This is a genomic window from Nocardioides piscis (assembly GCF_011300215.1).
Classification (GTDB): Bacteria; Actinomycetota; Actinomycetes; order Propionibacteriales; family Nocardioidaceae; genus Nocardioides; species Nocardioides piscis.
The window spans coordinates 454,490-480,365 of sequence record NZ_CP049866.1 but is presented as its reverse complement, the minus strand read 5'-3'; the positions used below and the strand labels follow the sequence as shown (position 1 = coordinate 480,365).

Annotated in this window: 27 protein-coding genes and 1 tRNA gene; 15 read left to right on the top strand and 13 right to left on the bottom strand. The window is 69.8% G+C overall.

The window, feature by feature from the left end; all coding sequences use genetic code 11:
• Positions 1 to 70: 70 nt before the first annotated feature.
• Positions 71 to 1,129: a hypothetical protein gene (locus G7071_RS02490; RefSeq protein ID WP_166314520.1), complete on the top strand. Its 1,059-nt coding sequence runs from the start codon at positions 71 to 73 to the stop codon at positions 1,127 to 1,129.
• A 22-nt stretch (positions 1,130 to 1,151) separates the two neighbouring features.
• Here the strand turns inward: G7071_RS02490 and G7071_RS02485 are convergent, their stop codons facing one another.
• Both G7071_RS02485 and rarD read right to left on the bottom strand, forming a co-directional pair.
• A complete protein-coding gene (locus G7071_RS02485) occupies positions 1,152 to 1,448 on the bottom strand; it encodes a DUF4193 domain-containing protein (RefSeq protein ID WP_166314517.1) in 297 nt (98 codons plus the stop codon).
• 93 nt (positions 1,449 to 1,541) lie between these two features.
• Positions 1,542 to 2,450, bottom strand: coding sequence for an EamA family transporter RarD (gene rarD / locus G7071_RS02480; protein ID WP_166314514.1), 909 nt, complete (start codon positions 2,448 to 2,450; stop codon positions 1,542 to 1,544).
• 129 nt (positions 2,451 to 2,579) lie between these two features.
• Here rarD and G7071_RS02475 point away from each other — a divergent pair, with 129 nt between their 5' ends.
• A complete protein-coding gene (locus G7071_RS02475; RefSeq protein WP_166314511.1) occupies positions 2,580 to 3,005 on the top strand; it encodes a hypothetical protein in 426 nt (141 codons plus the stop codon).
• Positions 3,006 to 3,018: 13 nt separating this feature from the next.
• On the opposite strand, the gene G7071_RS02470 is transcribed toward G7071_RS02475, so the two are convergent.
• Together G7071_RS02470 and G7071_RS02465 are read right to left on the bottom strand one after the other, a co-directional pair.
• Positions 3,019 to 4,116 carry a 2-oxoacid:ferredoxin oxidoreductase subunit beta gene (locus G7071_RS02470; protein ID WP_166314508.1) on the bottom strand — a complete coding sequence of 366 codons (1,098 nt, stop codon included), beginning with the start codon at positions 4,114 to 4,116 and terminating at the stop codon, positions 3,019 to 3,021.
• Positions 4,113 to 6,038, bottom strand: a complete 1,926-nt coding sequence (locus G7071_RS02465) for a 2-oxoacid:acceptor oxidoreductase subunit alpha (protein WP_166314505.1) — start codon at positions 6,036 to 6,038, stop codon at positions 4,113 to 4,115. Before G7071_RS02465 ends, G7071_RS02470 begins: the two co-directional genes overlap by 4 nt.
• Positions 6,039 to 6,313: 275 nt before the next feature.
• Here G7071_RS02465 and G7071_RS02460 point away from each other — a divergent pair, with 275 nt between their 5' ends.
• From G7071_RS02460 to G7071_RS19915, 3 genes are read left to right on the top strand one after another with little or no spacing between them, the layout of a single operon-like run.
• Positions 6,314 to 7,369 (top strand): sulfate ABC transporter substrate-binding protein, encoded by a 1,056-nt coding sequence (locus tag G7071_RS02460; RefSeq protein WP_166314502.1) that lies wholly within the window; start codon positions 6,314 to 6,316, stop codon positions 7,367 to 7,369.
• 3 nt (positions 7,370 to 7,372) lie between these two features.
• Complete coding sequence (cysT, locus tag G7071_RS02455; protein ID WP_166314499.1) at positions 7,373 to 8,251, top strand: sulfate ABC transporter permease subunit CysT; 879 nt, start codon at positions 7,373 to 7,375, stop codon at positions 8,249 to 8,251.
• Positions 8,244 to 10,049: a TOBE-like domain-containing protein gene (locus G7071_RS19915; protein WP_246210321.1), complete on the top strand. Its 1,806-nt coding sequence runs from the start codon at positions 8,244 to 8,246 to the stop codon at positions 10,047 to 10,049. The genes cysT and G7071_RS19915 overlap by 8 nt, the downstream gene beginning before the upstream one ends.
• A 14-nt stretch (positions 10,050 to 10,063) precedes the next feature.
• On the opposite strand, the gene G7071_RS02440 is transcribed toward G7071_RS19915, so the two are convergent.
• Positions 10,064 to 10,555, bottom strand: a complete 492-nt coding sequence (locus G7071_RS02440; RefSeq protein ID WP_166314493.1) for a YajQ family cyclic di-GMP-binding protein — start codon at positions 10,553 to 10,555, stop codon at positions 10,064 to 10,066.
• 103 nt (positions 10,556 to 10,658) lie between these two features.
• On the opposite strand from G7071_RS02440, the gene G7071_RS02435 reads away from it, so the two are divergent.
• Positions 10,659 to 10,744: transfer RNA gene (locus G7071_RS02435), tRNA-Tyr, on the top strand.
• 322 nt (positions 10,745 to 11,066) lie between these two features.
• Here G7071_RS02435 and G7071_RS02430 read toward each other — a convergent pair.
• Positions 11,067 to 11,213: a hypothetical protein gene (locus tag G7071_RS02430; protein ID WP_166314490.1), complete on the bottom strand. Its 147-nt coding sequence runs from the start codon at positions 11,211 to 11,213 to the stop codon at positions 11,067 to 11,069.
• A gap of 148 nt (positions 11,214 to 11,361) precedes the next feature.
• Here G7071_RS02430 and G7071_RS02425 point away from each other — a divergent pair, with 148 nt between their 5' ends.
• Together G7071_RS02425 and G7071_RS02420 are read left to right on the top strand one after the other, a co-directional pair.
• On the top strand, positions 11,362 to 11,622 hold the full coding sequence (locus G7071_RS02425) for a hypothetical protein (protein WP_166314487.1): 261 nt from the start codon (positions 11,362 to 11,364) through the stop codon (positions 11,620 to 11,622).
• Between the two features lie 86 nt (positions 11,623 to 11,708).
• Positions 11,709 to 12,422, top strand: a complete 714-nt coding sequence (locus G7071_RS02420) for a hypothetical protein (protein WP_166314484.1) — start codon at positions 11,709 to 11,711, stop codon at positions 12,420 to 12,422.
• 137 nt (positions 12,423 to 12,559) lie between these two features.
• Here G7071_RS02420 and G7071_RS02415 read toward each other — a convergent pair whose 3' ends face one another.
• The 3 genes from G7071_RS02415 to G7071_RS02405 form a co-directional block, all read right to left on the bottom strand.
• Entirely contained in the window at positions 12,560 to 13,489 is a 930-nt protein-coding gene (locus tag G7071_RS02415; RefSeq protein WP_166314481.1) for a metallophosphoesterase, read from the bottom strand.
• 275 nt (positions 13,490 to 13,764) lie between these two features.
• Positions 13,765 to 14,973 (bottom strand): fumarylacetoacetase, encoded by a 1,209-nt coding sequence (gene fahA / locus G7071_RS02410; protein WP_166314479.1) that lies wholly within the window; start codon positions 14,971 to 14,973, stop codon positions 13,765 to 13,767.
• Complete coding sequence (locus G7071_RS02405) at positions 14,973 to 15,824, bottom strand: hypothetical protein (RefSeq protein WP_246210320.1); 852 nt, start codon at positions 15,822 to 15,824, stop codon at positions 14,973 to 14,975. Before G7071_RS02405 ends, fahA begins: the two co-directional genes overlap by 1 nt.
• A gap of 66 nt (positions 15,825 to 15,890) precedes the next feature.
• Here G7071_RS02405 and G7071_RS02400 point away from each other — a divergent pair, with 66 nt between their 5' ends.
• Positions 15,891 to 17,285, top strand: coding sequence for a homogentisate 1,2-dioxygenase (locus G7071_RS02400; protein WP_246210319.1), 1,395 nt, complete (start codon positions 15,891 to 15,893; stop codon positions 17,283 to 17,285).
• On the opposite strand, the gene nemA is transcribed toward G7071_RS02400, so the two are convergent.
• Positions 17,267 to 18,355, bottom strand: coding sequence for an N-ethylmaleimide reductase (gene nemA / locus G7071_RS02395; RefSeq protein ID WP_166314476.1), 1,089 nt, complete (start codon positions 18,353 to 18,355; stop codon positions 17,267 to 17,269). The two genes, G7071_RS02400 and nemA, sit on opposite strands and share 19 nt — an antisense overlap.
• A 38-nt stretch (positions 18,356 to 18,393) precedes the next feature.
• The gene (locus G7071_RS02390) at positions 18,394 to 19,518 is read right to left on the bottom strand and encodes a glycosyltransferase (protein WP_166314442.1); all 1,125 of its coding nucleotides are present in this window, start codon (positions 19,516 to 19,518) and stop codon (positions 18,394 to 18,396) included.
• Between the two features lie 101 nt (positions 19,519 to 19,619).
• Here G7071_RS02390 and G7071_RS02385 point away from each other — a divergent pair, with 101 nt between their 5' ends.
• On the top strand, positions 19,620 to 20,606 hold the full coding sequence (locus G7071_RS02385) for a pirin family protein (RefSeq protein ID WP_166314439.1): 987 nt from the start codon (positions 19,620 to 19,622) through the stop codon (positions 20,604 to 20,606).
• Entirely contained in the window at positions 20,603 to 21,598 is a 996-nt protein-coding gene (locus G7071_RS02380) for an NAD-dependent epimerase/dehydratase family protein (RefSeq protein WP_166314436.1), read from the top strand. The genes G7071_RS02385 and G7071_RS02380 overlap by 4 nt, the downstream gene beginning before the upstream one ends.
• 54 nt (positions 21,599 to 21,652) lie before the next feature.
• On the opposite strand, the gene G7071_RS02375 is transcribed toward G7071_RS02380, so the two are convergent.
• Positions 21,653 to 22,222: a TerD family protein gene (locus G7071_RS02375; RefSeq protein WP_166314433.1), complete on the bottom strand. Its 570-nt coding sequence runs from the start codon at positions 22,220 to 22,222 to the stop codon at positions 21,653 to 21,655.
• A gap of 191 nt (positions 22,223 to 22,413) precedes the next feature.
• Here G7071_RS02375 and G7071_RS02370 point away from each other — a divergent pair, with 191 nt between their 5' ends.
• The 3 genes from G7071_RS02370 to G7071_RS02360 are packed head-to-tail and all read left to right on the top strand — an operon-like array spanning position 22,414 to position 23,971.
• Entirely contained in the window at positions 22,414 to 22,926 is a 513-nt protein-coding gene (locus G7071_RS02370) for a DNA-3-methyladenine glycosylase I (protein ID WP_246210318.1), read from the top strand.
• Entirely contained in the window at positions 22,905 to 23,261 is a 357-nt protein-coding gene (locus G7071_RS02365) for a CidA/LrgA family protein (protein ID WP_246210317.1), read from the top strand. Before G7071_RS02370 ends, G7071_RS02365 begins: the two co-directional genes overlap by 22 nt.
• Complete coding sequence (locus tag G7071_RS02360; RefSeq protein ID WP_166314430.1) at positions 23,258 to 23,971, top strand: LrgB family protein; 714 nt, start codon at positions 23,258 to 23,260, stop codon at positions 23,969 to 23,971. The genes G7071_RS02365 and G7071_RS02360 overlap by 4 nt, the downstream gene beginning before the upstream one ends.
• Here the strand turns inward: G7071_RS02360 and G7071_RS02355 are convergent.
• Positions 23,952 to 24,326 (bottom strand): hypothetical protein, encoded by a 375-nt coding sequence (locus G7071_RS02355; RefSeq protein WP_166314427.1) that lies wholly within the window; start codon positions 24,324 to 24,326, stop codon positions 23,952 to 23,954. The two genes, G7071_RS02360 and G7071_RS02355, sit on opposite strands and share 20 nt — an antisense overlap.
• Before the next feature lie 91 nt (positions 24,327 to 24,417).
• Here G7071_RS02355 and G7071_RS02350 point away from each other — a divergent pair, with 91 nt between their 5' ends.
• Positions 24,418 to 25,827, top strand: coding sequence for an amidase (locus tag G7071_RS02350; protein ID WP_166314424.1), 1,410 nt, complete (start codon positions 24,418 to 24,420; stop codon positions 25,825 to 25,827).
• Positions 25,828 to 25,876: the final 49 nt, after the last annotated feature.

Here is a 25,876-nt window from a genome sequence, read left to right as displayed (position 1 = left end):
CCATTGGGCACTGCCCCGCGCTGTGCCGGCGGGCGCACGCTGTGGGAGTGAACACCTCTCAGGAGGAGACATGACCCACCACGGCAAGCACACGGGAGCTGCCCGGCGTATCGCCGTGGCCGCGATCGCCTTCACTGCTCTCGCGCTCGTCCCTGGGCTCTCGGGCGCCGCACCGTCCGACATCGACCCGGCCGCGCTGCCGCGCGGAGCGGACCCGGCGATCGTGCACATGGTGCGCGACACCATCAGGGACGGCGACCAGACGACTCCGGCGACGAGACGTGGCCAGCACCAGGCCCTGTGGGTCGTCGACGGCGGCTATCTCGTCCGTGACCACGACGTCGGCCCTCGCGGATGGACCCGCTTGGTCTACATCACGCGCGACGGCGGCCAGCGCGTCGTCGCCCGGTCGCAGGGGCTGATGCCTGTCGCGGTGTCCGAGAGCGGCAGGAGCGTCGCCGTCCAGCTCCCGTCCACCCCGGACGGCCTCCGCACGGTCATCACCGTGTCCCGGCCGAGGACCGGGGAGGTCGTCGCGCAGCGTGAGCTGCGGCACGCCAACCTGGTCGACATCACCGACCACCGAGCCCTGATCGGCAGACGTGCCGGCTGGCACCGCCCCGTCACGGTGTGGTGGAGCTACCAGCCTGACACCCTGGCTCGCGTCCACGACCAGGCCGCCGTGGGCGCCGACCTCCGACTCGACCGGGTCGTGTTCGAGCAGCCCGGCGCAGGGGAGTTCTGCAACCGGGTCGCGGTGCTGTCCCGCCCGGCGCGAACGTTGTGGCGGAGTTGTCGGGTCTATCCCCACGAGTGGTCGCCGGACGGGCGACATGCGACAGCGACGTACACCTATTTCGACGCGGCAGGAACGCCTCGATGGTGGGTGGTCGACGGACGATCTGCAGAACAGCAGTCGAGCCTCGTGGGGCGGCTCGACAAGGACACGGCCTGGGAGGACGACGCCCACTTCCTGACCTTGGCCCAGAGCGGAGAAGGCAAGGCCGCCATCATCCGTTGCAGCATCACCGGCGCCTGCGAGCGCGCCAGCAAGGTGTGGGACGTGCCCGTGCCCTCGGAGTCCTCGCTGTTCTACGCGAAGCCACCCGTGGTCCTGGCAACCCCGTGAGACGGGCCGGAGCCGTGGATCGTCAGGCGCAGTCGCTGCACAGGTCGGCGGCCGGTGAGGACCGTCGTGACTCGTGCTGGACGAGGAAGCACGACGTGCAGGTGAACTCGTCGTTCTGGCGCGGTGTGACCTCGACGGCGAGCTCCTCGTGGGAGAGGTCCGCGCCGGGAAGCTCGTACGACTCGGCGAGCTCGGTCTCGTCCTCGTCGATTCTTCCTGAGGTCTTGTCCTGCTCGCCCGAGGTCAGGCGGCGGGCCTCTCGGCTCTCCTCCTTCTGTTCGTCCTCGGTCTTGCGGGATGCGTCGTAGTCAGTAGCCATGTGGAGGTCCTCTCGGGGGGAGCGCGAATGCTAGACCCCAACACGGTCGTGACGTGAAGCGCCGACCGTGCGGCACGTCGGTCCGGCAGTCGATCAGGCTGCCGACGCCTCGGTGACCAGCCGCAGCTGCAGACGACGGTGGTTGATCGCTTCGACCGTGAACATGGTCAACGCGATCCACACCAGGCCGAATCCGACCCACCGGGCGACGGGCATGTCCTCGCGGAACAGCAGGACGCCCAGGGCGAACTGGATCACCGGTGCCAGGTATTGCAGCAGCCCCAGCGCCACGAGCGGGACGCGGATCGCCGCCGCCCCGAACAACATCAGGGGGATCGCCGTCACGATGCCGGTCGCGGCCATCAGCAGCGCATGCCCACCGCCGCTGTGACCGAAGGTCGACGCGCCGGTGAAGGCCAACCACGCGAGATAGGCCGCCGCCACCGGGGCCAGGACGACCGCCTCGACGGTGAGGCTCTCGACGGGACCGACGCCGGCCTGCTTCTTGGCCAGACCGTAGGTGCCGAACGAGAACGCCAGCACCAGCGCGACCCACGGCGGGTGACCGTAGTCGATGGTCAGCACCACGACCGCGACCGACGCGACCCCGAGCGCCAGCCACTGGAGCCGGCGCAGGCTCTCGCCGAGGATGAAGACGCCCATCAGCACCGTCACGAGCGGGTTGATGAAGTAGCCCAACGACGCCTCGATCACCCGCCCGTTGTTCACGCCCCAGATGTAGGTCGCCCAGTTGACCGAGATCACCGCGGCGGCCACGGTCAACAGACTCAGCGCGCGCCGGTCGACCACGACGGCCCGGATGGCAGTCGTACGGCGGAACAACGCGACCAGCGCCAGCATAGTGAGCGCCGTCCAGACGATCCTGTGCCCGAGGATCTCGATGGCGCCCGCGGGCTCCAGCAGTGGCCAGAACAACGGGAAGAGCCCCCACAGCCCATAGGCGGCGGTGCCGAACAGCAAACCCTTGCGCACGTCTGGCACCGGGCGAGTGTATGGCGCAGTCCTCGACAACTGTCTGCCGACATCGAGCGTCTACCATTCGTACGACTTGGCCCATGCCGTGGGTGCACACGTCACCCACCACCAAATTCACGTTCCTAGGGGGACCACATGCGGATCATCCGCACCGTCATCGCCGGCCTGCTGGCCGCACTGTTGGGGATGAGCGCGCTCGCCGCGACCCCGGCGCAGGCCGGTCAGGCACTGCCCGAGCGGACCATCGAGGAGAAGGACCCGATGGACTACCAGATCACCTTCGACACCTTCAAGCTCAAGGGCAAGGTGACCGAGCTGCAGGTCGACGGGATCACCTACCTGCCCTACGCCAAGCAGAAGGTGCAGCTGCAGAAGAAGGCCTGCACCAAGCCGGGCTGCCAGTGGAAGACCGTCAAGAAGTTCAAGACCAGCAAGACCGGCAAGTACGTCACCCGGATCTACGCTCCCCGCACCGGCAAGTGGAAGTGGCGGGTCAAGGTCAAGGGTTCCGACGGCTACAAGACCACCAAGGGCGAGGTCTGGACGCTCTTCTTCAAGTAGGAGCCGTTCGTCCTCAGACGATCGTCCAGGTGTCGCCGGCGCTGATAAGGGCGGCCAGTCGTTCCGACTGGTCGCCGCTGGTGCCGCCCTGGGCGGTCGTGACCTGGGCGCGCGCCTGGTCGTCGTACGCCGCTCGCTCCACCTGTCGGAAGATGCCGATCGGTGACTGGTTGAGATAGCCGGAGTCGGTCAACCGGGAGATGGCGAACGCGGTGGACGGGTCGGCGCTGTGTGCGTCGTGCACCAGGATCTCGGCGTCCGCGACCTCCGCGGCCTCGACGATCTTCACGCCGCCGCTGGCCTTGTCGCGCACGAGGGCCTTGGTGCCGCGCCCTGACTCGTCCTGGGCGCCGAAGCGGATCTGCTCGCCGTGCACCAGCGGAATGATCGCGTCGGCCTTGGTGTCAGGGGACTTGATCGCGTCGAAGGCGCCGTCGTTGAAGATCGGGCAGTTCTGATAGATCTCCACGAACGAGGTGCCGCGGTGGGCGGCAGCCGCCGAGAGCACCGAGGTGAGGTGCTTGCGGTCGGAGTCGATGGTGCGGGCGACGAACGTGCCCTCGGCGCCGAGCGCGAGCGAGACGGGGTTGAACGGGTGGTCCAACGACCCCATCGGCGTCGACTTGGTGACCTTGCCGGTCTCGGAGGTGGGGGAGTACTGCCCCTTGGTCAGGCCGTAGATCCGGTTGTTGAACAGCAGGATCGTCATGTTGACGTTGCGGCGCAGCGTGTGGATGAGGTGGTTGCCACCGATCGACAGTGCGTCGCCGTCGCCGGTCACCACCCACACCGAGAGGTCCTCGCGCGCCGTGGCGATGCCGGTGGCGATCGTCGGCGCCCGACCGTGGATGGAGTGCATCCCGTAGGTGTCGAGGTAGTAGGGGAAGCGCGAGGAGCAGCCGATGCCGGAGACGAACACGATGTTCTCGCGCCGCAGCCCCAGGTCGGGCAGGAACGACTGCACGGCCTTGAGCACGGCGTAGTCACCACACCCGGGGCACCAGCGGACCTCCTGGTCGGAGGTGAAGTCCTTGCCGGTCTGCTTCTCGTCCGTCGTGGGGATGAGCTCCACGCCGGAACGAAGGCCGGGCAGGCCGATGTCGGTCGTCATGAGATCTCCTCGGGAATGGGAGTGGCGGGGGTGCTGAGATCGACCTCGATGCCCTCGGCCTCCGCGACGAGACCGCCGATCACGCCGGCGAGCACGGCGGCCTTGAGCGGCAGGCCGCGCACCTCGTTGTAGCCGACCACGTCGACGAGGTACTTCGCGCGGAGCAGCAGCGAGAGCTGTCCGAGGTTCATCTCGGGGACCAGCACCTTGTCGTAGCGCTTGAGGATCTCGCCCAGGTCGTTGGGGAAGGGGTTGAGGTGACGCAGGTGGGCCTGGGCGACCTGGTAGCCGGCCTTGCGCACGCGGCGTACGCCGGCGCCGATCGGACCGTAGGTCGAGCCCCAGCCGAGGACGAGGACCTTGGCCGCACCCGAGGGGTCGTCGACCTCCAGGGGCGGCAGCGAGTCGGCGATCCGGTCCACCTTCGCCTGGCGGGTGCGGACCATGAAGTCGTGGTTGGCGGGGTCGTAGGAGATGTTGCCGTGGCCGTCGGCCTTCTCCAGGCCGCCGATGCGGTGCTCGAGGCCGGGGGTGCCGGGGATCGCCCACGGGCGGGCCAGCGTCTCGGCGTCGCGCTGGTAGGGCCAGAACTCCGCCTCGTCACCGTCGCCGTGGTTCTTCTCGGTGGCGAAGCCGGGGTCGATGGTGGGGAGCTCGGAGACCTCGGGGATCCGCCAGGGCTCGGAGCCGTTGGCGAGATAGCCGTCGGAGAGCAGCATCACCGGCGTGCGGTAGGTGACGGCGATCCGGGCCGCCTCCACGGCCGCGTCGAAGCAGTCACCGGGCGACTGGGGAGCCACGATCGGCACCGGCGCCTCGCCGTTGCGGCCGAACATCGCCTGCAGCAGGTCTGCCTGCTCGGTCTTGGTCGGCAGACCCGTCGAGGGTCCGCCTCGTTGGACGTCGATCACCAGCAGCGGCAGCTCGGTCATCACCGCCAGGCCGATCGCCTCCGACTTCAACGCCACACCCGGACCTGACGTGCTGGTCACGCCCAGGCTGCCTGCGAAGGACGCCCCGATGGCTGCCCCCACACCGGCGATCTCGTCCTCGGCCTGGAAGGTGGTCACGCCGAAGGACTTGTGCTTGCTCAGCTCGTGGAGGATGTCCGAGGCAGGGGTGATCGGATAGGTCCCCAGGAAGATCGGCAGCCCGGACTGGACGCCGCCCGCCACCAGGCCATAGGCCAGGGCGAGGTTGCCGGTGATGTTGCGATAGGTCCCGGGTGCCATCGGTGCCGGCTTGACCTCGTAGCGGACGATGAACGTCTCGGTCGTCTCGCCGAAGTTCCAGCCCGCCTTGAAGGCGGTGATGTTGGCGTCGCGGATGTCGGGCACCTTGGCGAACCGCTTGGTCAGGAAGGCGGTCGTCGACTCGGTGGGGCGGCCGTACATCCACGACAGCAGGCCCAGGGCGAACATGTTCTTGGCCCGGGCTGCGTCCTTGCGGGAGAGGCCGAACTCCTTGACCGCCGCGACCGTCATCCCGGTGAGGTCGAGGGGGTGGACGGCGAACTCAGCCAGGTCGTCGCCGTCGAGCGGGTTGTCGGTGTAGCCGGCCTTGGTGAGGTTGCGAGCCGTGAAGTCGTGGGTGTCCACGATGATCGTGGCGCCCTTCGGCAGGTCGCCGAGGTTGGCGCGCAGCGCCGCCGGGTTCATCGCGACCAGGACGTCGGGGGCGTCGCCTGCGGTGAGGATGTCGTGGTCGGCGAAGTGCACCTGGAACGACGAGACGCCCGGCAGGGTGCCCTGAGGTGCACGAATCTCGGCCGGGAAGTTGGGCAGCGTCACCAGGTCGTTGCCGAAGACGGCCGACTCCTGGGTGAAGCGGTCGCCGGTCAGCTGCATGCCGTCGCCGGAGTCACCAGCGAACCGGATGATCACTCGATCGAGCTGTTTGACCTGCTTGGTCGACTCGGTCACCTCGCGCCTGCTTCCTGCGGTGCTGTGCGTGTCTGGGGCTGTCGAAACGGGGGGATCGTACCGCGGGTATGTCCAACAATAGAACACGTTCTATTGGTCGATCCCGTCCGGAACCCACTGTAGTCGGGCCGTGAGGGCGCAGCCTTCACCCGTCGAGCGATGGACCGGGGCGGCGGTGGGCGACACGCCAAGGCCTCATTGACTATTAAGTCATGTAGTCTGATAGACATAAGGCGGTAAGCCCGTCGTCAAGCTCTGCTGAAAGCGAGATCGTCATGTTCAACCCCCGCAGTGGCTCCCGGCCGCTCGTTGCCGCGTCGCTCACCGGCCTGCTGGCCCTGACCGCCTGCTCGACCGCCTCGGAAGGTGCGAGCGAGGGGACTGGCACCTCGATCGACCTGGTCGCCTACTCCACTCCCGAGACCGCGTACGACGAGATCACCGAGAACTTCTCGACCACCGACGAAGGGGAGGGCGTGGAGTTCAGCACGTCCTACGGCCCGTCGGGCGACCAGAGCCGGGCCGTCGAGGGCGGGCAGCCGGCCGACTACGTCAACTTCTCCCTGGAGAGCGACGTGACCCGCCTCGTGGACGCCGGCATCGTCGCCGACGACTGGCAGGGCGGCGAGCACGAGGGCATCGTCGCCGACTCGGTGGTGGTGATCGTGACCCGTCCGGGCAACCCGCTCGGGATCAACGGCTGGGAGGACATCGTGGAGCCGGGAGTCGAGATCGTCTCGCCCAACCCGGGCTCGTCCGGCGGTGCCCGCTGGAACCTGCTGGCTGCCTACGGGCACGCCCTGGCGGTCAACGACGGCGACGAGAAGGCGGCGCGCGACTACCTCGTGGACTTCTTCACCAACGCCGTCGCCCTTCCCGGCTCGGCCCGTGACGCGCTCACCAGCTTCACCAGCGGGGTCGGCGACGTGCTGATCTCCTATGAGAACGAGGCGATCCTGGCGCGCCAGAACGGCGAGGAGATCGACTACGTCGTCCCCGACGAGACCCTGCTCATCGAGACCCCCGGGGCGGTGACGCAGGACGCCGAGCCCGCGGCCCAGGCCTTCCTCGACTACCTCTACACCGAGGAGGCGCAGGCGAGCTTCCTCAAGTACGGCTACCGCCCCGTCGTGGACGGCGTGACCGGTGAGGTCGAGGGTGCCAACGACCCGGCCGACCCGTTCCCGACGCCGAAGACGCTGTTCACCGTCGCCGACGACTTCGGTGGCTGGCCGGCGGCGTCGGAGAAGTTCTTCGCCGACGGCGAGGACGGGGAGCCCCTCGGCCTCGTGGCCGAGGTGCAGCAGGAGACCGGGAAGCTCGGCGAGTAGGACATGACGACAGCCCTTCTGGGCCCGTCGAGCAGTCCCGCCGGGGAGGCGTCCGCCATACGACCTCCCCGGCGGCGACGCCGGTCCGGGCCGCGCAACACGCTCACTCCGGGAGCCGGGCTGGGCCTGGGCCTGGCCATGATCTGGTTCAGCCTGCTCGTCCTGATCCCGCTCGTCGCCATCGTGGTCACCGCGGGCGAGGGTGGCTGGGACGCCTACTTCCGCGTGCTGGCCAGCGACCAGACCTGGGCTGCGGTGAAGCTGACGGTGCTGCAGTCGCTCAAGGTGACGGCCGTCAACGTCGTCGTCGGGACCGTCATCGCCTGGGTGCTGGTTCGTGACCGCTTCCCGGGCAAGTCGCTCCTCAATGTCGTCATCGACGTGCCGTTCGCGCTGCCGACGATCGTCGCCGGACTGGTGCTCCTGTCGTTGTACGGCCCGCAGAGCCCGCTCGGGCTCGAGTGGGCCAACACCGAGCGGGCCGTGCTGCTGGCCCTCGCCTTCGTGACGCTGCCGTTCATCGTGCGCACCGTGCAACCGGTGCTCGAGGAGCTCGACGTCGACGTGGAAGAAGCAGCGGCCTCCTTGGGCGCGAGCCGTCCGACCATCCTGAGACGGATCATCCTGCCCAGCCTGGCGCCGGCGATCGCCGCCGGCGCGGCGCTCTCCTTCGCCCGTGCGATCAGCGAGTACGGCTCGCTGGTGCTGCTGTCCGGCAACCTGCCGTTCCGCACGGAGGTCGTGTCGGTCCGGGTCTTGAGCTTCATCGAGAACGGCAACACGCAGGCCGCGGCCGCCCTGGCCTCGGTGATGCTCGCGGTGGCCCTCGTGGTCATCGTTGGTCTCGACATCGTCCAGCGGAGGGTGGCCGACCGTGGTTAGGGTCTCCGTCCCGGTGCGCTGGCTGCTGCGCCTCATCGCGATCGGCTACGTGTTCTTCCTCGTCGCCTGGCCGGTCTCGCTGGTCGCGGTGCGGACCTTCGAGGACGGTCCCTCCGACTTCCTGGGCATCTTCTCCGACCCGCACACGATCGCTGCCCTGCAGCTGACCGCGATGGTGGCCTTGTGGGCTGTCGTCATCAACCTCGTCTTCGGGGTGACGATCTCGGTCCTGCTGGTGCGCTACGAGTTCCCCGGCAAGCGGGCACTCTCCGCGCTGATCGACCTGCCCATGTCGGTGTCGCCCGTCGTGGTCGGTCTCGCCCTGCTGCTCGTCTACAGCGGTCGCACCGGCTGGGCTGGTCCCTCGATCGAGTCCGCCGGCTGGCGGGTCATCTATGACTCGCCGGGGATGATCATGGCCACCTGCTTCGTCGCCCTGCCGCTGATCATCCGCGAGGTCGTACCCGTCCTGACCGAGATCGGGGACGACCAGGAGCAGGCGGCCCGCAGCCTCGGGGCCAACCCCCGACAGACCTTCCTGCGGATCACGCTGCCCTCGATCAAGTGGGCGGTCATCTATGGGGTCGTCCTGTCGCTGGCTCGCTCGCTCGGCGAGTTCGGAGCGGTCAAGGTCGTCTCGGGCAACATCACCGGCCGCACCCAGACCGCCACCTTGGTCGTCGAGGCGAGATATCAGAACTTCGACCATGGGCTCGGCCTACTCGATCGCCTTCCTGCTCGCCTTCATCAGCATCGCCTGCCTGATCGTCGTCGCCGTCCTCCGCCCCCAGCACGAGAACCTGAGGTAGTCACCATGAGTATCGACATCGCAGGAGTCACCAAGACGTTCGGGGACTTCGTCGCCCTCGACGACGTCTCCGTGTCCCTGCCCACCGGTCAGCTGACGGCCCTCCTCGGGCCGTCGGGTGGCGGCAAGAGCACCCTGCTCCGGATCATTGCCGGGCTCGACACCGCGGACAGCGGGTCGATCTCCATCGAGGGCACGGACGCGACCAGGCTGCCCCCACAGAAGCGCAACGTGGGCTTCGTGTTCCAGCACTACGCGGCCTTCAAGCACATGACGGTCGCCAAGAACGTCGCGTTCGGGCTCGAGATCCGCAAGCGGCCCAAGGCCGAGATCGCTGCCCGGGTGGACGAGCTGCTCAAGCTGGTGCACCTCTCGCAGTTCTCGCACCGCCTGCCGGCCCAGCTGTCCGGAGGCCAACGTCAGCGTATGGCGCTGGCGCGTGCCCTGGCCGTCGAGCCGACCGTCCTCCTGCTCGACGAGCCGTTCGGCGCCCTCGACGCCAAGGTCCGCAAGGAGCTGCGTGACTGGTTGCGGCGCCTGCACGACGAGGTGGCGGTCACCACGGTCTTCGTCACGCACGACCAGGAGGAGGCCCTCGAGGTCGCCGACGAGATCGTGGTCATCAACGACGGCAGGGTCGAGCAGGTCGGCACCCCCGACCAGCTCTATGACGAGCCGGCGAGTGACTTCGTCATGTCCTTCCTCGGCGAGGTCACGCACCTCGCCGGGGTCGCCGTCCGCCCGCACGACCTCGACGTCTCGCTCTCACCCCAGCTGGCGGGTGCCTGCGAGGGGACCGTGTCGCGGCTGGTGCGAGTCGGCTTCGAGGTGCGCCTGACCGTGCTCACCGTGGCGGGTGAGGTGGTGTCGGTCGTGATGACGCGGACCCACGCGCGCTCCCTGGGCATCGTCGAGGGCGCCACGGTGTGGCTGACGGTGACGGCCGGTGCCGTCGCCATACCAGCCATGCGGCCGGCGTTGGTGGGCTGAGAGAAGCAGACGAGTCAGCGGTAGTTGGTGAACTGCACCGCGAACTCGTAGTCCTGCGACTTCACCAGCTGCTGCACGGCCTGGAGGTCGTCGCGCTTCTTGGACGAGACCCGCAGCTCGTCACCCTGCACCTGGGCCTTGACGCCCTTGGGGCCTTCGTCGCGGATCAGCTTGGAGATCTTCTTGGCGTCCTCGGAGGTGATCCCCTCCTTGAGCTCGATGTCGATCTTGGACGTCGTGCCCGACTGGCGGGGCTCCGAGGCGTCGAGGATCTTCAGGCTCTGGTCGCGCTTGATCAGCTTGTCCTGGAACACGCTGAGGACGGCGCTGGCGCGGTCGTCGGCGGAGGCGGTGATCTCGATCGACTTCTCGCCCTTCCACTCGATCGAGGCTCCGGTGCCCTTGAAGTCGAAGCGGGTGGCGATCTCGCGTGCCGCCTGCGAGAGCGCGTTGTCGACCTCCTGACGGTCGAGCTTGCTGACGATGTCGAAGCTTGAGTCGGCCATGATGGATCCTCCCGCGCCGGTCGCCCGGCGGTTTTCGTCTGGTGTCGTGCCTGCGCTATTGTTTCGTCTCGCCTGTGACCGACTCAAGTCGGGTCCAGGCACCGGCAGATTGCCCGAGCGGCCAATGGGAGCGGACTGTAAATCCGTCGGCTTACGCCTTCGAAGGTTCGAATCCTTCATCTGCCACCAGCGGCCCCGCATTTCGTCGGGGCCGTTCGGCATTTTGGCGCACTGGCCCGGTCTCCCCGGACGCCGCTCTTGAGCGTCTGTTGAGCGGCCCGCGGCAACGTCACCTCCCTCAGCACCACCAACTCACCCAGGGAGAACGACATGACCAGGACACGCACCTCTCGCCGGGCGGTCGGCGTGCTCGTCGCAGCCGCCACCGTCGTCGCAGCGACCATGGCGCCGTCGGCAGCCGTCGAGGGGGACACCCTCAACGTCGCCGGACCTGCCACCGGGACCGTCAACCAACCCGTGGTGTTCACAGCCACGGGGTGCTGGCGGACTACTAGGTGCAGACGAGGTAGGTGCCTGCCATCCGCGGACTCCAGACGATCTGGACGGAGTAGGGCTGGGCATTGCCCGCGTGGACCGACGTCGCCACCAGCTCGCCGCCGATCGGGGAGCTGCCGGATGCCACGGTCGGGGCGTTCATCACCGACGCCGGGCACGAGCTGACCACTGCGGTGGGGAGCGCATAGACCTCGAGCCACCGATCGACGTATCACGCGATCTACACCGACGTCCTGCACCAGCACACGATCACGGTCTCGCAGGGCGGCATCATCGAACCCCCGGTCACCTTGTCCGCCCCCGGCAAGCTCACCGCGCCTCGTCTCGTCAGCCGGGGTCGCCGGCTCGCCTGCTCCCCGGGCACCTGGTCGGGCAACCCCACCTCCTTCAGCTACAGGTGGAAGGTGGGGAACAAGGTCAAGCCGGGCGCGACGGCACCGAAGCTGAGGGTCACCAGGGCGCTGCACGGCAAGAGGGTCTCGTGCGGTGTGGTCGCCGGCAACGCCGCGGCCAGCACGACCGCCTGGAGCCGCCGGGTCACTGTCCGCTGAGCCGTGGCCAATCCGGATGGCGGACGGCTCCGAAGACCGCGTGAGCTGCTGCCGCACGGTGGCGCCGAACCGGAAGGTCACCCACCATGCGCATCCCTGGAATTCGTCGCCCCTCCCCGTCCCTGGCTGTCTCCATCGTCGCGCTCGTGGTCGCCACCAGCGGCACCTCGGTCGCTGCGGCCGGACTCCTCGGCTCGGACGACATCCGCAACGGGTCGATCAAGTCGGTCGACGTCAAGGACCAGAACCTCAAGGGCCGCGACGTCAAGAACGGCTCGCTGGGGTCGATGGACGTGCGTGACGGCTCCCTCAAGTCGCGGGACTTCGCCAAGGGCCAGCTCCCCGCCGGCGCACAGGGTCCCGCCGGTCCGGCGGGTGTCGGTCGTTGGGCTCTCGTCGACGCCTCGGGGGCGATCGTGTCCCAGTCCGGCGGGTTCACCGTGGCCGCCGGCTATCCGGCAGCCCCGGCCGCGGCCAACGGCAACGTCTACATCAACGCCGGCGAGAACCTCAGCAACAACGGCATCCTGGCCGTCATCGCACTCCAGAACACCGTCGACCAGAATGCCGACGGCGTGATGAACGGGCGGGCGCCCGGCCCCGATGCCAACCCCGAGTTCTCGGGCGAGGCAGCCGTCGCCATGTGCCAGCCCGGGGTCGTCAACTGCGCACCCGCCGGCACCAACAACACCAACCACCTCGTGGTGAGCCCGCGCAACAGCGACGGCAGCTTCACGACCGACGGCGCTCGCAAGCGCTTCTACGTCGTCGTGACCGGGGACTCCTCCGACCGATCGTGATCCCCGGGTGGAACGGCCGGCCGGTCGCCGTACGCGTGGACCATCGACGCAGGTGACATGGATCTCGACGCACCTGCGTGGAAGTTCGGGTGCGTCGGGCGAACGAGGGGCGAACTTCCACGCACCTGCGTGGAAGTTCAGGCCTCGGTGAGGTCCGGACTGACGTTGTACGGCGACGTCTTGCTCGACGCCAGCTCGCGGGCCTCCTCGACGCTCATCCCTTCGACGGCCTCCAGGACGTCGAGGCCGATCGCGGACACCTCGGGGCCGGTGTGCAGCGGCACGATCGTGTGGACGAGCCGGTCGTCGTAGGCGTGGACCATCGTGAACGCCTGACCACTGTCGACCCCTGAGACGAACCGGTCGACGGGGGCGGGCTCGCAGGTGTAGCAGCTGGCCGAGGCCACCGAGACCGGGATGCCCGCGAACAGCGAGTATGTCGAGAAGTGCAGGTGGCCGGCGAGGATGCCGCGCACGTCCGACCCCTGGAGCACCGCCGCCAGCCGATCTTGTTCGAGCAGCTCGATGAGCTCGGCGGCCCGCAGCATCGGCAGCGGGATCGGCGGGTGGTGCAGGGCCAGCAGCGTGCCGTGCTCGGCCGGGGTGGACAGCACCTCTGCCAGCCACGTGAGCTGGGCGTCACTGAGCTCGCCGTGGTGATAGCCGGGCACCGTGCTGTCCAAGGAGATGATGCGCAGCCCGGCCACGACGTGGACGCGGTCCTGGGGCTCGTCGGAGGCGTCGCCGAACAGGCCGAGGGAGTAGTCGGCGCGCTCGTCGTGGTTGCCCATCACCCAGATCACCTCCGCACCCATGTCGGCTGCCACCGGCTCGACGATCTGGCGCAGACGGTCATAGGCGGCCGGCTCCGCGCGGTCGGCGAGGTCGCCGGTGAAGACCAGCGCCTGCGGGGGCGGGTCGACGGCGGCGAGCCGCTCCAGGGCCAGGCGCAGGCCAGCCTCGGTGTCGACGGCGCCGTACTGCAGCGCGTTGTCGGCCAGCAGGTGCGGGTCGGAGAGGTGGGCGATGACGTGCCGCGGGGGCGCGTACTGGCCGAGCTGCTTCACGCACTCGACTCTAGACACAAGGCAGCCTGTTCGAGCCGCGTTCACGCCGACTTCGTGACCGCGTCAGCAAGCCTGCCCAGCCTCCCCGCATGCCGACACGGGGGTTCGCCGGCGGGCTCCTGGTCCTCATCGGCGGGGTGGCCATCTCCACGTTGCCTGATTCGGCTGCCCTGGTGCAGATCCAGCTCGTGCGCGAGATCCGCGGTGGTGTGGTTGGTGCTGCTGCTCGTGACGCGCACCGCCCGAGACCGGCTCGAGAAGATCGCGGTGACGGTTCAGGTGGCCGGCACGACCCTGCCGACGACCTCGCCCAGGCCCAGCCTGCTTCCGGACGGCCCGCGGGCGGTGTAGCGCAGTGCCACCTCGTCGCCGTCCTCGAGGAAGGTCCGCTCGACCCCGTCGAGCAGGAACGGCTCCTTGCCACCCCACGAGAGCTCGAGCAGCGAGCCCCGCTGGTCGCGCTCGGAGCCGGAGATGGTGCCCGATCCCCACAGGTCGCCGGTGCGCACGCTGGCGCCGTTGACGGTCGTGTGGGCGAGCATCTGGGCGGGCGACCAATACATCGAGGCGTATGGCGGTCGCGACACCACGACGCCGTTGAGGACGACCTCCACCTCGATGTCGAGCCCCGCGGGCTCGGTCACGGCCAGGTAGTCGAGAGGTCGCGGATCCTGCCCCGGGAGGTCGGTCCACGCCGCCTCGAGCGCGGCCAGGGGAGTCACCCAGTGGCTGATCGAGGTGGCGAAGGACTTGCCGAGGAAGGGGCCGAGGGGGACGTATTCCCAGGCCTGGATGTCGCGGGCAGACCAGTCGTTGAGGCCGACGACACCGAAGGTGTGCGCGGCGAAGTCGGCGGTGCTGACCCGCTCGCCGAGGGCCGTGGGCACGCCGACCACGAACCCGAGCTCGGCCTCGATGTCGAGGCGGCGGGAGGGGCCATAGGTCGGCTCGTCCTCGGTCGGCGCCTTCCGCTGCCCGCAGGGACGCACGATGTCGGTGCCGCTGGCCACGACCGTCCCGGACCGGCCGTGATAGCCGACGGGCAGGTGCTTCCAGTTGGGGAGCAGGGGCTCCTGGTCGGGCCGGAACATCCGGCCGACGTTGGACGCGTGCTGCTCGGAGGCATAGAAATCGACGTAGTCGCCGACCTGGATCGGCAGGTGCAGCTGGACCTCGGCCAGCGGGTGCAGGTGGGGCGCAGTGCGCTCCTGGTGCGCGTCGTCGCGCAGCACCTCGGTGATCCAGCGTCGGGCGACCTCCCACTGCGCGGGTCCCGTCGCCATGAACGCGTTGAGCGAGGGCGTGCGCCACGCGACCGCCAGCTCGGAAGCCGGGTCGCCGAGCTCGGCGACGGGCGCGAGGTCGAGGACCTGGTCGGCGATTCGTACCCCGACACGCGCAGGCTCACCGGGACGGGAGAAGACGCCGTAGGGCAGGTTGTCGAGGCCGAACAGGGAGTCGGCGGCTCCAGGGACCCAGGTCATCAGGGGCGCTCCAGCAGTCCGAGGGCGAGCAGGTCGTCGAGCGGCTCGGAGATCGAGCACGAACCGACGCCGGTGAACCAGCGGCGGGCGCGGGCCAGGTCGAGGTCGGTGGCGAGGGCGACCACCTGGGGCGCGTCGGTGGCGCAGAGCATCTGCGTGACCTCCGTCCCCGACGTGCCCTCATAGGCAGCTGCCGTGGCCGCGAGCACGTTGAGGAAGCCGTGGTGCTCGAAGCCGGTCGCGTCGTCACGGTGACGTATGGCGCTGTGCAGCCCGGCCGTGCACTTGAACGGCAGCTCGCGGTCGAGCGCGGCGTCGATCCACGAGGACAGCTGGTCGGCGCTCGGGAAGAGGTGCGCATCCACGCCGCCGGTGCGGAACTTGAGCCTCAGCTCGGCGGCTGCGACCTCGTCGGCCGCGGCCTGCCAGGAGTGCGTCACGTCGGCAGCGGGCAGCTCCACGAAGACGGGCGTGGCGTCCTCGAGCAGGCCCTCGCCGCGGGCCGCGTCGACGGCCGCCACCACGCGCCGGGCGTTGCCCGGGAGGTCGTCGAGGTCGCGCAGGGCGATCTCGAGCCCCGCCACCTCGTTGCCGGCACGAGCCGCGAGCCTGCAGGCTCCGGCGATCGCGCCGGCCCCGCCGGTGACCACGATCGACAGCGGCACCTCGGCATGGGCGACGTCAGGCACCCGCTGGTCGGTGACGACGAAGGAGGCCACCAGATCGGCATACCACTCGTCCCGGCGCGCGAGGAACGTCGCGACAGCGTCGGCGAGGTCGGTCTCGGTGGGAGGGAAGATCGCGGCGTCGTCGAAGAAGCCGGACCAGATCGGTGGCAGGTCCGTGGTCACGTTCGTTACTGTAGCCACCACGCACATAACGGACGCAATGCACCGATTATCGGACAGTGAGGCACGATGACGTACTACCGCCGAGTCGGTGAGGTCCCGCCCACGCGGCACACCCAGCACCGCGATGCCGAGGGTCGGCTCCGGTTCGAGGAGCTGATGGGGGAGGAGGGCTTCTCCTCCGACTCCTCCCTGCTCTATCACCGCGGTGTCCCCTCCGCACTCGTCGACAGCCAGGTCTGGGAGCTCGCCGACCAGCGGCGCGTGCCCAACCACCCCCTCAAGTCCCGGCACCTGCGGCTGCACGACCTCTTCGTCGCAGGGGAGACCGGGGACGCGGTGGAGGGCCGCCGGCTCCTGCTGGCCAACAACGACGTCCGGCTCTCCTACGTCGTGACGGGTGTCGACCCGAGCCCGCTCTATCGCAACGCCATCGGCGACGAGTGCGTCTATGTCGAGTCCGGTGGCGGCGTCCTGGAGTCGGTCTTCGGCGCCGTGCCCTTCCGCAGCGGCGACTACGTCGTCATCCCGCGGGCCACGACCCACCGCTGGGTGCCCAACCAGAGCTGTCGGCTCTTCGCGGTCGAGGCCAACAGCCACATCCACCCACCCAGGCGCTATCTCTCCCGGTTCGGCCAGCTCCTCGAGCACGCGCCCTACTGCGAGCGCGACCTGCACGGACCCACCGAGCCGTTGGTCGTGGAGGGCGAGGACGTCGAGGTCCTGGTCAAGCACCGGACGAGCGCGGGCGTCGTCGGCACCCGGATGACCTATGCGACCCACCCGTTCGACGTCGTCGGCTGGGACGGCTGCCTCTATCCCTACACGTTCAACATCGACGACTTCATGCCCATCACCGGCAAGGTGCACCAGCCCCCGCCGGTGCACCAGGTCTTCGAGGGCCACAACTTCGTCATCTGCAACTTCCTGCCGCGCAAGGTCGACTACCACGAGCTGGCGGTGCCGGTGCCCTACTACCACTCCAACGTCGACAGCGACGAGGTCATGTTCTACGTCGGGGGCGACTACGAGGCCCGCAAGGGCTCGGGGATCAACGTCGGCTCGATCTCGCTGCACCCCGGGGCTACGCGCACGGTCCCCAGCCCTCGGCGGTCGAGGCGTCGTTGGGCGTGGACTTCTTCGACGAGTCGGCCGTCATGGTCGACACCTTCGCCCCCTCGACCTGTGCGAGGGCGGGCTCGCCGTCGAGGACCCGGCCTATGCCTGGACCTGGGCCGGACGCGGTCCCGAGGGTGGCGACTCGCCGGCGGTGTTCAGCAACTCCTAACCGAGTCGGCGCTTGGCGCGTGCCGAGTCGGCGCCGGGTGCATGCTCAGTCGGCGCGGGGGGCGCGCCGAGTCGGCGCCGGGTGCGCAGGGGTGGTCCACAAGCGCCGACTCGGTCGCTGCCAAGCGCCGACTCGGTGGTTGCTCCGCGCCGACTCGTCAGGCGTGCACCGGATAGTCGGTGTAGCCCGCGTGGTCGCCGCCGTAGAACGTGTCGGTGACCGGTGTGTTGAGAGGAAGCTGCTCCTCGAGCCGGCGCGGCAGGTCGGGGTTGGCGATGAACGTGCGCCCGAAGGCGGCGGCGTCGATCAGCCCGGCCGACAGCAGGCGCTCGGCCTTCGCGGCGTCATAGTTGCCGGCGCCGACGATCGGGCCGGCGTGGGCAGCCCGAAGGTCGCGCCGGAAGTCGTCGTCGAGCTGCGGTCCACCGGCCCAGTCGGGCTCCGAGAGGTGCAGGAAGGCCAGGTCGCGCCTGCCGAGCTCGGCGGCGACGTAGCGTCCGGCCTCGGCGCCGTCGGGGTCCTCGGTGCCGTTGAACGAGCCGATCGGGGAGATGCGCACGCCCACGCGGTCGGCCGACCAGGCGTCGACGACGGCGTCGGTGACCTCGAGCATCAGCCGGGCCCGGTCGGCCAGCGCGCCGCCGTACTCGTCGTCACGCTGGTTGCTGTCGGCGGCGAGGAACTGGTGGAGCAGGTAGCCGTGCGCGGCGTGGATCTCCACGAGGTCGAAGCCGGCGTCGCGGGCGTTGAGCGTGGCGCGGCGATAGTCCTCGATCACCCGGGGGATCTCGTCGAGGTCGAGCGCTCGCGGGGTCGGGCAGTTGACCCGGGTCGGGCGGCCGTCCTCACCGCGCACGGTCGTGCGGTTGCGGTATGCCGATGCGCTGGCCGACACCGGCAGTGCGCCGCCGTGGAACGACTCGTGCGACACCCGGCCCACGTGCCACAGCTGGGCGGCGATCAGGCCGCCCTCGGCGTGGACGGCGTCGGTGACGGCACGCCAGCCGGCGACCTGCTCCTGGGAGTGGATGCCCGGGGTGTCCATGTAGCCCTTGCCCTCCGGGCTGATCTGCGTCCCCTCGGAGATGATCAGGCCGGCACTCGCGCGCTGGACGTAGTAGTCCCTCATCAGCTCGTTGGGCACGTCGCCGCGGGCCGTGGCCCGCATGCGGGTCAGCGGAGCCATGAAGACGCGGTTGCGCGGGGTGACCGCGCCGAGGTCCAGGGGTTCGAAGAGGGAGGGCACGTCCGGGCTCAACCGGTTGGGTCGGACGGCTATTCCTCTCACGCGCCGACGGCCACCCGCGCGCGCCGGGTGACCTGCTCGTGGACCGTCAGCATCGAGTCGACCGTGGCCGACCACGGGAACATCTCCGCCCTGGCCCGCGCGGCCCGCCGTCGCTCGGTCGGGTCCCGCCGGCTGAGGTCGAGGACGGCATCGGCCAGCGCAGCGGGCGTCGGCGCAGCCCAGGCCCCGGAGGCGCTGTCGACCAGCTCGCGAGCGCCTCCTCGGTCGGCGGTGACGACCGGGGTGCCCGACGCGAGCGCCTCGAGCACCGCGAGCCCGAAGGTCTCGGTGGGACAGACCGACAGCGAGATGTCGGCGGCCGCGATCCGGGTGTTGAGGTCGGCGCGGCCCTCGACGAAGCCGTGGAAGGCGACCGGGGCGGCACCCGCGACCTCGACGAGCTCGGCCAGGTGCGGCCCCTCGCCATACACGTCCATCCGGATGTCCACGCCGCGACGGTGCAGGTCTGCGGCGGTGGCCACGGCCAGGTGTGGGCTCTTCTCGCGCGAGAGACGACCGAAGTGGGTCAGCCGCAGGGGTCCCTCGGCAGCCGCGTGGATCCGGCCCGGGCGGAAGGTCTCGAGGTCGACCCCGAGCGGCACCCGCACCATGGGACAACCGACCGCGGCCGCCGCGAGCGCGAACTCGTCGTGGGCGTAGGACGACGTCACCACGACCGTGTCGAAGCTGCGGACCAGGATCCGGTTGAGCAGTGCGATGGACACCTTGGAGGTGGCGTCGAAGCCGGTTCGCATCGCGAACATGTCGCTCAACCGTTCATGGGAGAGGAGCACCGAGCCGACGCCCGATCGGCGCGCCCAGCCCGCGACCGGCAGCAACGTCAGCTTGTCGCTCAGCTCCACGGAGGTCGGCTGCCACTCCTCCAGCACACCGGTGACGCGCCACGGCTCCACGATCAGGCGGTAGCCGCCGCCGACCCTGGGTGCGCGGAGCTGGACCACGTCGCCGACGGCGGTGGCGACCCTGGAGTCGGTCGGGCCGGGGATCACCAGCAGGCGTTCGCACCCGGCCGCCACATATCCCTCGCCCAGCGCTGCGATGGCTGTCTTCATCCCGCCGGAGGCGGGCCCGATGAAGTTGGCGAGCTGGGCGATGCGCATGAGGGCACCGTGTCCCAGCCCGGTGAACGACAGGGGAGTGGCAGGTGGCCGGCGAGCCAAGGGACCTGTCGGGGCCGTCGGTGCCGAGGCAGGATGGGGCCATGACCAACCCCGAACGCGACCCGCAGGAGACGTCGCTCCGCACCGGCGACGTCGACTGCGGCATCGACGTGCTCACCCCGCGCGACGTCCCGCTCGGCGGGCCGAGGGCGATGCGCGTACGCCGAACGCTGCCCCAGCGCCAGCGGTCGCTCATCGGCGCGTGGTGCTTCGTCGACCACTACGGCCCCGACCTGGTGACCGACTCCGGTGGGATGAGCGTCGCCCCCCATCCGCACACCGGCCTGCAGACCGTGAGCTGGCTGTTCGAGGGCGAGATCGAGCACCGCGACAGCACCGGCGTCCACGCGCTGGTCGTGCCGGGTGAGGTCAACCTGATGACGGGCGGACGCGGGATCAGCCACTCCGAGGTGTCCACCGCGACGACGACGAAGCTGCACGGCGTCCAGCTGTGGGTCGCGCTTCCCGACGCAGGCCGCCACGTGGAGCCGGGGTTCTCCCACCACACGCCGCAGCTCCGCACCGGTCCGGGCTGGCAGGGCCGGGTCTTCCTGGGCTCGCTCCTGGGCGACACGTCCCCGGTGCCGACCGCCACGCCGCTCCTGGGTGCGGAGCTCCACCTCGAAGCGGGCGCAGAGCTCGACCTTGACGTGGACGCCACCTTCGAGCTCGGCCTGCTGGTCGACCGGGGCGTGCTCCGCGTCCACGACCGCGAGGTGAAGCAGGACGAGCTCGCCTACGTCGCTCCGGGTCGCTCGTCGCTCACCCTGCGAGCAGGCGACGAGCCGGTGCGGGTCGTCGTCCTGGGCGGTCCGCCCTTCGGTGAGGAGATCGTCATGTGGTGGAACTTCGTCGGTCGCACCCATGACGAGATCGTCGCGTTCCGCGAGGAGTGGCAGGCCCAGATCGAGGGGGTCGAGGACAGCCAGGACGTGCGGGACGGACGGTTCGGCGTCGTCATGGGCGACCACCTGCCGCCGATCCCCGCCCCTGCCCTCCCCAACGCCCGGCTGAGGTCGCGCCGATGACACGAGCGCGAAAGAGCAAGCTCAAGGTGGCGGTGACCGGTCCCACCGGGACCTTCGGGCTAGCCCTGATGCCCCTGCTGGAGGAAGACGCTGAGGTCGACCACGTCGTCGGCATCGCCCGGCGGGCGTTCGACCCGGCCGAGCACGGCTGGACGAAGATGGGATATCGCCGCGGTGACGTCCGTGACGTCGATGCGCTGACGGAGGCGTTCGACGGGGCTGACGTCGTCGTCCACCTGGCTTTCCTGATCCTGAGCGGCAGCAAGGACACGACGCGGGCCATCAACGTCGAGGGCACGCTCAACGCCTTCCGTGCTGCCGCAGCGGTGGGCGCGAAGCGCTTCGTCTACGCCTCCTCGGTCGCGGCCTACGGGTTCCACCGCGACAACCCCGTGGGCATGAGCGAGGACTGGGCGACCCGGCCCGCCGACCGTCTCTTCTACGCCCAGGAGAAGGCCGAGCTCGAGCACCTCCTGCAGCAGGAGGCGGCCGCGCATCCGGAGATCGACCTCTACCTCTTGCGGCCCCCGATCGTCCTCGGCCCCAACGCGGTCGGCGCCAAGGCCACCCTGCCTGCGTTCCTCGCGCCGCTGCTGCGGGGCGGTGTCGGGGCGCTGCGCCGGCTCCCGGGGATGCCGACCCTCGTCCCGGACCTGCCGCTGCAGCTCATCCACCACGACGACGTGGCCGAGGCGCTGCGACTGTGTGTCGTCGGAGCGCGTGCTCCCGGTGCCTACAACATCGCCGCCGACGACGTGGTCAGCAGTGTCGACGTGGCCCGGGAGCTCGGCCTGCGGCCCATCGCGATCCCCGCTGGGCCGGTCCGAACGGCGGCCCGGGCCGCGGTGAGGCTCCCCTATCTCCCTTCGGGCGCCCAGTGGGTGGAGGCGATGAGCCATCCCGCGATCATGGACACGACCAAGGCCAGGACCGAGCTCGGCTGGACCCCGCGGCACTCCGCGATCGCGTCGCTGCGGGCCACGCTCGGCTGAGCACCGACGCGGGGCCGGGCTCGAGCCCGAGCGCCGGCAGCCACTCAGCGCGGCTCATCGATCGACGTATGCCGACAACAGCTCGATCGAGTCCGTCGGCGTCTTGAGTGCGATGCCGGCGCCGATCGCCCCGAGCCGCCAGCCGTCCCCGTCGCGGAACAGCTTGGCCATCACGAGCCCGGTCTCCTGCACGCCCAGGGTGATCGTGAAGCGGGCGAACTCGACGCCTGCGTCATCGATGAGTCGGCAGTAAGCGTTGCGGATGTATTCCAGCGAGTGGCCCTGATAGCTCGTGACGAGGAACAGGATCGTGTCGACCTTGGCGTAGACCCTTGCCAGGTCGACGCTGATCGTCTCGTCGTCGCCCTCGCCCTTGCCGGTGGTGTTGTCCCCGAGGTGGATGACCGAGCCGTCGCGGGTCGCGAGGTTGTTGAAGAATGCGATGTCGAAGAACTGCTCACCGGCGAACTGCACCGCCGAGGCGTCGAGATCGATCGGGGCCGCGCCGCTGCCCATGAACCCGGCTGTCGAGGAGTGCTCCCAGCCGACGGCCATCCGCACGCTCGTCAACGGCTGCCCGTCCTCGGCCAACGTCAGCGACTGGCCCTGGGTCAGCTCGGTCACCAGCTCGGCCTCTTCTGCTTCGGCGGCTGCTTGGGCATCTCCATGTCGTCAGGCTACGACCGAGCACGTCGCGCAGGCGCCCGATGGGCGAGGATGTCGGCCGTGGACGGACCCGTGATCGGCGACGACGGACTCGCACGCTGCCCGTGGGGCGCGGGCGATCCGGTCTATCGCGCCTATCACGACACCGAGTGGGGGATGCCTGTCGAGGGGAGGCGGCACACCTGGAACGCCTCACGCTCGAGGCGTTCCAGTCCGGGCTGTCGTGGCTGACGATCCTCAACAAGCGCGACGCCTTCCGAGAGGTGTTCGCCGGCTTCGACGCCGACACGGTGGCCGCGTTCGGCGAGGGCGACGTCGAGCGGCTGATGACCGACGCCCGGATCGTCCGCAACCGGCGCAAGGTCGAGGCCGCCGTCACCAACGCCCGGGCGACCGTGCGGCTGCGGGAGCAGGGTGGACTCGTCGAGCTCCTGTGGTCGTTCCGCCCCGACCAGACCCCAGCCCCTCGCAGCCTGTCCCACGCGGCGACGAGCAGCCCGGAGAGCCTCGCGATGAGCAAGGCGCTGAAGAGGGCCGGGTTCGCGCACGTCGGACCGACCACGATGCATGCGTTGATGGAGGCGATCGGCATCGTCGACGATCACCTCGTCGACTGCCACCGCCGGGGCAGCAGTGGCGTGTGGACGGGAACCGCGACGTGATCAACGGCCTGATGTGGCTCCTGCTGTGCCAGGTCGCCGGCGAGGTCGTCGTCCGGCTCGTCGGCATACCCGTCCCCGGACCGGTCGTCGGCATGGTGCTGCTCTTCGGTCTGCTGCAGTGGCGGAAGCCGGCACCAGCGGCCGGGGTGTTCCGCGCCGGCGACGCCCTGCTGCGCCACCTCCAGCTCTTCTTCGTCCCGGCGGGCGTGGGCGTGGTCACCTATCTCGCCGTCGTCCGTGACGACGCGCTGCCGATCGCGGGCGCTCTCGTCCTGTCCTGGCTGGCTGGGCTGCTCGTCGTCGGCTGGCTGGTCACCGGGTTGAGGCGCGGATGAGCGAGACCCTCGAGTGGATGCGCACCTCGCCGGTCGCGCTGGTCGCCCTGACCCTGCTCGCCTATCGCATCGGGTGCGAGGCACGAGACCGCAGCGGTGGCCATGCGCTCGCCCAGCCGGTGCTGGTCGCCATCGTGCTGATCGGGGTCGTCCTCTGGGCGGCCGACATCGACTACTCGACCTATCGCCCGGGGACCGAGCTCATCGCCTTCTGGCTGGGACCGGCGACCGTCGCCCTCGCCATCCCGCTCCATCGGCAGTTCGCACGCCTGCGGGGCGTCCTGCTGCCGATGCTGGTCGCCGTCCCGGTGGGGGCAGCGACGTCCATCCTCACGGCCTACGCGCTCGTTCGCCTCCTCGGGGGCGACGACCTGCTGGCCACCACGATGGCGCCGAAGGCCGCCACCACCCCGGTGTCGATCGCCCTCTCGGAGGTCGCGGGCGGGATCCCGCCGCTCACAGCGGTGCTGGCCATCGCCGTGGGCATCCTCGGTGCCGTCATCGGCCCGGTCGTCCTCACGATCGCGCGGATCCGGGACCCGCGTGCGCGAGGCCTGGCGCTCGGCGCGACGTCCCACGGAATCGGCACGAGCCGGGCGCTGGCCGAGAGCGAGGAGGAGGGAGCGTTCGCCGGCCTCTCGATGGGTCTGACTGCCCTCGCGACCAGCCTGCTCCTGCCCGTCCTGCTCGTCATGCTGCGCCAGCTCTAGTTCCCCCAGCGGCTCGTCGGAACAGCCAGGCCGAGGCGCCGAAGAGCGCCGCATACATGGTCGACAGCATGATGACGTCGAGGGCCGACCCACCCTCGTGCAGTCCCGTCGCGACCGCGACGATGCCGACGAGCAGGGTGCCCAGAGCGGTCGCCGCCAGTGCGAGGGCCATCCCGGCGGGACGGAGGCGAGAGGCGAGGGCGAGGACGACCCCGACCGCGACGACGACGAGATAGAGCAGGTCGGGTCGACCTCCGTCGCCGATGACGCCGAGGGCTCCGATGCCGAGGAGCAGGAAGAGCGCGGCGCCCAGGGCCACGGCGAACGCGGCGCGGTAGTACGAGGACTTCGTCATGGACCGAACCTAGGACGCGGAGCGGGCGCAGAAGGCGGAGAAGTCGTGAAGATTCCCGGCCGGTTGCTCCACGTGCCGCTAGGTTGCGCGCATGACTCGTGTGCACTCCTACGCCGATGACGCCCTCTCCGAGCTCGACGCGGTCGGGCTCGTCGAGGCCTACCAGCAGGGCCTCGCCATCCCGGACGTGATCGAGGCGGCCATCGCCCGGGTCGAGGCCGTCGACGAGCAGCTCGGGGCGGTGGCGTACGAAGCGTTCGACCGCGCGCGTGCCGAGGCTGCTGCGCCTCGCCCGGGGTTCTTCGCCGGGGTCCCGTCCTTCCTCAAGGACAACGTCGACGTCGCCGGGATGCCCACCCAGCACGGCAGTGACGCCTTCGTCGCCAGGCCCGCGCAGCGCGACGGTGACTTCGCCCGGATGTTCCTCGCGACCGGCCTGGTCCCGCTCGGCAAGACGCGGCTCAGCGAGTTCGGCTTCAGCGGCGCGGTCGACCACCCGCGCCTCGGCCCGGTCCGCACGCCGTGGCACACCGAGCACTACGCCGGTGCCTCCAGCGCCGGTTCTGCCGCCCTCGTCGCCGCGGGTGCGGTGCCGATCGCTCACGCCAACGACGGCGGCGGGTCGATCCGGATCCCGGCCAGTGTCAACGGGCTGGTCGGCCTCAAGCCCACCCGCGACCGGCTCGCGCAGGACAAGCTGATGCGTGACATGCCGGTGCGCATCGTCTCCGACGGCGTGCTGACCCGCAGCGTCCGCGACACCGCCGCGTTCTACCGCGAGGCCGAGAAGGTCTTCCGCAACCCCAAGCTGGCCCCGATCGGCGACATCACGCGCCCGGGCCGCTCGCGGCTGCGCGTCGCGCTCGTCGTCAAGGGAGTCGGCCGCGATGCCAGCCCGGAGGTGCGCGAGCTGACCTTGCGGACCGGCGAGCTGCTCGAGTCGCTGGGTCACCGGGTGGAGGAGATCGAGCCGCCGGTCCCGAGCCGTTTCGTCGACCAGTTCGTCCTCTACTGGTCGATGCTGGCCATGGCCATCGTCAAGACCGGCAAGAAGACGTATGGCGAGTCCTGGGACCCCTCCCAGCTCGACAACCTGACGCTCGGACTCGCGCGTCACTGCCAGCGCAACCTGCACAAGCTGCCACTGGCGATCGCCAGCATCGCCGCGAGCAAGCGGCTCGCGGCCAAGCACCACGCGACGTACGACATCACCCTGACCCCGACCCTGGCCACCGCCACCCCCACCGTGGGGCACCTCGATCCGATGGCCGACTACGACCAGATCATGGACCGCCTGATGGACTGGGTGGCCTTCACGCCGTTGCAGAACGCCACCGGCGAGCCGGCGGTGTCGCTGCCGCTTGCAGTGACCTCGACGGGGCTGCCCCAGGGGATGATGTTCGGCGCCGGACAGGGTCGCGAGGCGCGTCTGTTGGAGCTGGCGTACGAGCTCGAGCAGGCCGCGCCGTGGCCGCGGATCCAGGACTCGAATCCCGCCTGAGAGCCGAGGATCGAGGCGATTTCGCCTTCACTTGAGCGCTGTGTATTCT